The organism is Henriciella sp., assembly GCF_049649345.1.
Taxonomy (GTDB): Bacteria; Pseudomonadota; Alphaproteobacteria; order Caulobacterales; family Hyphomonadaceae; genus Henriciella.
This window is the reverse complement of sequence record NZ_JBARZC010000188.1, coordinates 1-6,032: the sequence shown is the minus strand read 5'-3', so window position 1 is coordinate 6,032 and position 6,032 is coordinate 1. Positions and strand designations below refer to the sequence as shown.

Below are 6,032 nucleotides of genomic sequence, written 5' to 3'. Positions count from 1 at the left end.
GTTGAATAGTCTTCATGAGCCCCTCTTAGAACTAATTCGATAATGAGAATTATTCTCAACACGAGGCCGGGCTAAATCACACCCAATTGCGAGTCAATCTCATTCTCAACAAATTATCAGATACCGGCGCCTCCTAAATACTCGCAAGCGGAGCCAAAAAATGGCTGCCTTGCGTCTATCGCGGATCATCCAGATCGCCTGATCCCCTTGCGCAAAGATCGATGATGCCTTGCAACCTTCGGCCAATAGAGCGACCGTCTGAGCTGACAGCGCGGGCTCGCGGCTGCGCAAACACATCCGGGGAAGAGTAATGCACCGAGAAACAGACCGGGACCTGAGAGATCGCGCGAAGAAAGTTCTGCCGAATGGTGTCTACGGCCATCAGTCGACGGCGCTGCTGCCCGGCGCCTATCCGCAATTCTTCAGCAAGGCGAAAGGCGCCTATCTCTGGGATGCGGACGGCAACAAATATCTCGACTTCATGTGCGCCTATGGGCCCAATCTGCTGGGCTATGCGGATGAGCGCGTGAACAAGGCCGCCATTGAGCAATTGGCCAGGGGCGACGCGATGACAGGCCCCTCCTCCCTGATGGTCGAACTCGCCGAAGTCATGGTCGACATGGTCAGCCATGCGGACTGGGCGATGTTCTGCAAGAACGGCACGGATGCGACGACGATGGCAAAAACGATCGCGCGGGCGCAGACCGACAGGCGCGTCATCCTGGTGGCTGCGGGCGCTTATCATGGCTCGGCGCCGTGGTGCACGCCGCGGCCCGCCGGCGTCATCGCGGATGATCGCGCTTTCGTCGAAACCTATGAGTACAACAATATTGAAAGCCTCGAATCGGCCGTTGCCGCTGCAGGAGACGATCTGGCCGCCGTTTTCGCCGCACCCTTCAAACACGACGCGTTCACCGCGCAGGCCCTGCCCGACCCGGCTTATGCACAGCGGGCCAGAGCGCTCTGCGATGAGACAGGGGCGATGCTGATCGTGGATGATATCCGCGCCGGCTTCAGGTTGGCGCGCGATTGCAGCTGGGAGGCGATCGGCGTCCGCCCGGACCTCAGCACATGGGGCAAGAGTTTCGCCAATGGCCTGCCGATCTCGGCGCTGCTCGGCGCCGACCGTGCGCGCAAGGGCGCAGCCTCGATCTATGCGACAGGCTCGTTCTGGTTCTCCGCCGTGCCCATGGCGGCGGCGCTGGAGACGCTGAAAATCCTGCGCGAAACAGACTATCTCGAACACATTGTCAGGCTCGGCGACTATCTGCGCGAGGGCCTCGATGAGGCTGCCAGCAAAGCGGGCCTGCCGTTCAACCAGACCGGCCCTGTCCAGATGCCTTTATTCCTGTTCGACGATGATCCGGACTTCCGCATCGGCTTTGCCTGGTCAGAGGCCATGCTGAGACGCGGCATCTATGTGCACCCATGGCACAACATGTTCTTCTGCCAGGCCATGAGCGAGCACGACATGGACCTCACGATCACAGCCGCGATAGAAGCCTTCGAAGACGTGAAACACAATATGCAGACACTCGAGCCGCACCCGGTCGTCGCAAAAATGGTCTCCTCATAGTCAACACCGATCAATGCCGCTGCTAGACAGTTCGCTTCGGTCGCAAGAGCGAACATCTGCAAAGCCTATTGCCCCGCAGGTTCTTCAACGGTCTGTCGTCCGTCCTCTAGCGAGGGTCATCGCTGTGTTCCAGCATGCGGCACAAGACCAGATCACCGGTGACGTTCACGGATGTGCGCGCCATGTCTAGGATACGGTCCACACCCATCACAAGCGGGAGACCGGTGAGAGGAATGCCGAAGCTCGCCGCTGTTGCTGACAGGATCGCGATACTTGCGCCTGGGGCGGCTGGGGCGCCGATTGACGCGCCGGTCAGGGTCACCATGACCAAAGCGAGGTCACCCAGCGAAAGCGGTGTGCCGGCCATGTCGGCGAGAAACATGATTGCAACGGACTGGTACAGCGCCGTGCCAGCCATGTTCACGGTTGAAGCGAGAGGAATGACCGCGCCGGCAAGCGTCGCCGGCGTGCCGAGCTTGTCGACGGCAGTCTTGATCGTCAGCGGCATCACAGCCGCAGAACTGGACGTCGAAAAAGCCAGGAGCTGCACCGGGGCCACCTTCTGAAGGAAGCGGACCGGATTCATGCGCCCAACTGCCATCACGATCAGCAGATAGAGCGTCAGAAGGCAGAACAGGCCGGCCAGAACGGTCGCGCCGTAGACAGCCAGATTGGCGAGCGTCATCACGCCGTTCGCCGAGACTGTTTCTGCCATCAGGCCAAAAACCGCCAGAGGCGCAAACCGCATCGCCGTCTTGATGACCGTCATGCTGACTTCGAGCGTCGCTTCCGTCAACGCGACAAGCGGGCGGGTAAGCTCTTTCTTGTCCGCACTGACCATGGCGATCCCGACAAAGAGCGAAAAGACGACAATCGCCAGCATGTCCTGCTCAAGCAGGGAGGCGGTGATGTTCTGAGGGATGAGATTGGTGATCAGGTCCGGCAGTTCCTGTGTCATTTGCTCGACCGCCGAAGGACTGGGCATGTCAGCCCCGAGGTCTCCAGGCTTGAGGCTCGGCGGCAGCGGCAGAGTTTCAATCGCCGTCCGCCCGGGCCGGATCACAGTAGCAAGCGTTGCCCCGATCATTGTCGCGAGAATGGTGGTAAAGAGGACGAAGCCTGCCAGTTTCTTGCCGACCGCCTTCAGCGCATCACCGCCGCCAGCGCCGGCAATGCCAAGAATGATCGAGCTTGCCGCGAGCGGGATGATGACCATGCGCACCAGGGCCAGAAAGAGCTTTCCGGGCAAGGCCAGCCAGTCGCCGATGAGCTCAGCCGAGCGTCGGGTCACCAGCGCCAGATCCGGGCCCAGCAGCGCGCCGGCCGCAACACCCAAGGCAAGGGCAATGACGACCTGCAGCCAGAGATGAGTGCGAACCAGGCTGTCGAGCCGCCGGTTCAGCCTGTTATAGGTAAATCGCGGCGCCCTCACTCAACCTCTCCCAACGTGCAGCTTGCCACACTAGCAGCGCGGCAAGGCCCCGCAAAACGGGAAGAGTACCTATTTCGCAAAACGCGCCAGATGAATGCTATCAATCCGACCGCCTGACGAGCGACAATGCCGGGCGCTAAGCTGAATGAACGTGTTCTGTCTTGATCAGAGAGGCGTGCGCTGCGGGTTTCGGGGCGAACCAGCGGTGAAGAGCGGGCAGGACCAGCAATGTAAGCACAGTCGACGAGACCAGCCCCCCCATGACCACAGTGGCCAGCGGGCGCTGGACCTCGGCCCCGACGCCTGTCGCGAAGAGCAGCGGCGCAAGCCCGAGCGCTGTGGTGAGCGCCGTCATGAGAACCGGGCGCGCCCGCAGGCCGGCCGCCTCAATGGCGAGTTCGTCGCGGTCACGGCCTCGCCTCGCGAAATCATCCATGAAGCTGACCAGCACCATGCCATTGCCGAGCGCGATGCCGAACAGGGCAATAAAGCCCACCGTTGCAGGCACCGAGATCGGCAGGCCCGCGATCCACAGCGCCATCGCCCCGCCGGTCAGCGCCAGCGGTATGTTGAGCAGGATGAGGATGGCAGACAGGATGCGACCGAAGGTCAGGAGCATGATCAGGAAGACGATACCAAGCGTGATCGGGATGACCACGGCGAAGCGCTGATTGGCCTCCTGCTGGAGCTCGAACTGGCCGCCCCATTCGACACGGTAACCGGCCGGCAGGTCGAGCTGATCGGAGACCGCCGCCTGCGCATCGGCGACATAGCTGCCGATGTCACGTCCGCGCACATTGAGCTGGACGGTAATGAACCGCTCGCCATTCTCGCGGGTGATCTGCCGGGGGCCGATGATGCTGCGGATATCGGCGACGCTTTCGAGCGGGACGCGCGCGCCGCTGGACGATCTAAGAATGATCCGCCCGATGGCCTGCGGCGTGTCGCGGTCCGCCTCGGAATAGCGCACGATGACGGGGAACTGGCGTACGCCTTCGAACACGGCCCCGGCCTCGGCCCCCCCAACGCCTGAACGCAGGGCTTCAAGCGCTTCCTCGACGCTCAACCCGTAACGGCCGAGCGCGGGGCGGTCGAGCGAGATGACAAGCTGCGGCGCACCTGTAATCTGGTCGGCCTGGACATCGCTGGCGCCGGGCACGTCCTGGAGGATGGCCTGCAATTGTTGGGAGCCTTCGAGCAGGACTCGCGAATCCTGCCCGAATATCTTGACCGCGAGTTGCGCCTTTGTGCCGGTCAGGAGTTCATCGACCGACATGGCGATGGGCTGTCCGACATTCACGCGTACGCCGGGAAAACCACCCAGATTGTCCGATATCGCGGCGCGAAGCTCGTTCGGGCTCATCCCATCGCGCCATTCGCGTCTTGGCTTAAGCGCCACGAACGCCTCGATACTGTTGACCGGATCGGCATGAGCGCCGACCTCGCCGCGGCCGATCCGGCTGACGATTGACTCGATTTCAGGGAATGTCTCCAGCAGCCTTTTTTCGATCCGGGTCGATGTTTGGCTGGCTTCGGTGAGGGATAGGGACGGCGCCATGGTCACGCGCAGCAGCACGTCGCCTTCCTCGAGCGCCGGCGTAAATTCCGACCCAAGACGCGTCGCCGACAGGCCGCCGACAACAAGCAGGACGCCTGCAAGCCCGAGGGCGGCGAGACGGCGCCGGATGAAGAAGGCTGCAACCGGCTTGATCGACGCGGTGAGGCGGCTTTCGCCCTCCCCCCTGCCGCTTTTCGGCGGGCGCATTAGCCCGAGCGCCATGGCTGGCGCAATCAGGGCCGCATAGATCAGGGAGCCCGTCATGGCGAGCGCGGCGGACGCAGCAAGCGGACGGAACGTCTTGCCTTCTGTGCCTTGCAGGGAGAACAGCGGCAGGAAGACGATAATCACCACAGCAACGGCGGCAATCAGCGGCGCGATCACCTCGGCGCTCGACCGGGCGACCGTTGTGCGGCTGTCCTCGCCCTCGCGCCGTTCGCGGAAGCCGCGGTCAACATTCTCGGCAATCACAATGGCACCGTCGACCATCATCCCGATGGCGATGGCGACCCCGCCAAGCGTCATCAGATTGGCACCGATGCCAAGCACCGACATCGCAATGAAAGCAAAGCCGACAGAGAAGGGTATGGCCATGACGACGACAAGGCTCGGCCGCCAGCCGCCGAGAAACAGGAAGACGATGACAGCGACCAGAAGCGCGCCCTGCCAGAGCGCAGTCGTGACGGTCGCGGCCGCCTTCTTCACCAGCGTGCCCTGGTCGTAATACGGGACAGCCTTCACGCCGTCGGGAAGCGAGCGGTTGATCTCGTCAAAGCGCGCCTGGGCGTTCTCGATGACTTCGGATGTGTTGGTGCCATAGAGCTTCAGGACGAGGCCGGCCACGGTCTCGCCTTCGCCATTGGCGGTTGCCAGTCCTTGCCTGACGCCGCCGCCGATGGCGACTTCGCCGAGATCGCCGACACGGACCGATCGCCCGTCCACGGTCCTGACCGGCGTCTCGCGCAGGTCAGCCAGGGTCCGGGCGAGCCCGACACCGCGCACGGTGTACTGCTCAGCGCCGATCTCGATGAATTGCGCGCCGGCTGTCCTGTTGGCGGAGTCGAGGGCGGCAATCACGTCGCTGACGCTGAGATCGTAGGCGGTCAGCTGGTCCGGATCGAGGCGGACCTGGTATTGTTTATCGAACCCGCCGAGCGAAAGAATCTCGGTCACGCCTTCGACCGACTGGAGCGGATACTTGATCATCCAGTCGGCGATCTCGCGCAGCTCGACGAGCGAGCGCTCGCCCGTCTCGTCGACGAGGCGGTAATACATGATGATGCCGAGGCCGGTCGAAATCGGCCCCATCTTCGGCGTGCCGAAGCCGTCGGGGATGGCCTCGCCGGCCTCGCCAAGGCGTTCGCCGACGACCTGGCGGGCAAAATAGACGTCCGTGCCATCCTCGAAATAGATGTTGATGACCGACAGGCCGAAATTCGATGTCGAGCGGATCTCCTCGACTTTTG

3 protein-coding genes are annotated in these 6,032 nt (G+C 62.6%); 1 reads left to right on the top strand and 2 read right to left on the bottom strand.

Features of this window, described 5'->3' with window-relative positions; all coding sequences use genetic code 11:
* Positions 1-310 precede the first annotated feature (310 nt).
* Positions 311-1,576 (top strand): aminotransferase class III-fold pyridoxal phosphate-dependent enzyme, encoded by a 1,266-nt coding sequence (locus WA989_RS04690; protein ID WP_424339349.1) that lies wholly within the window; start codon positions 311-313, stop codon positions 1,574-1,576.
* Positions 1,577-1,682: 106 nt separating this feature from the next.
* Here the strand turns inward: WA989_RS04690 and WA989_RS04685 are convergent, their stop codons facing one another.
* Positions 1,683-3,008 carry a dicarboxylate/amino acid:cation symporter gene (locus WA989_RS04685; RefSeq protein ID WP_424339348.1) on the bottom strand — a complete coding sequence of 442 codons (1,326 nt, stop codon included), beginning with the start codon at positions 3,006-3,008 and terminating at the stop codon, positions 1,683-1,685.
* A 136-nt stretch (positions 3,009-3,144) separates the two neighbouring features.
* A partial coding sequence (locus WA989_RS04680) for an efflux RND transporter permease subunit (protein WP_424339347.1) occupies positions 3,145-6,032 on the bottom strand: 2,888 nt, incomplete at its 5' end.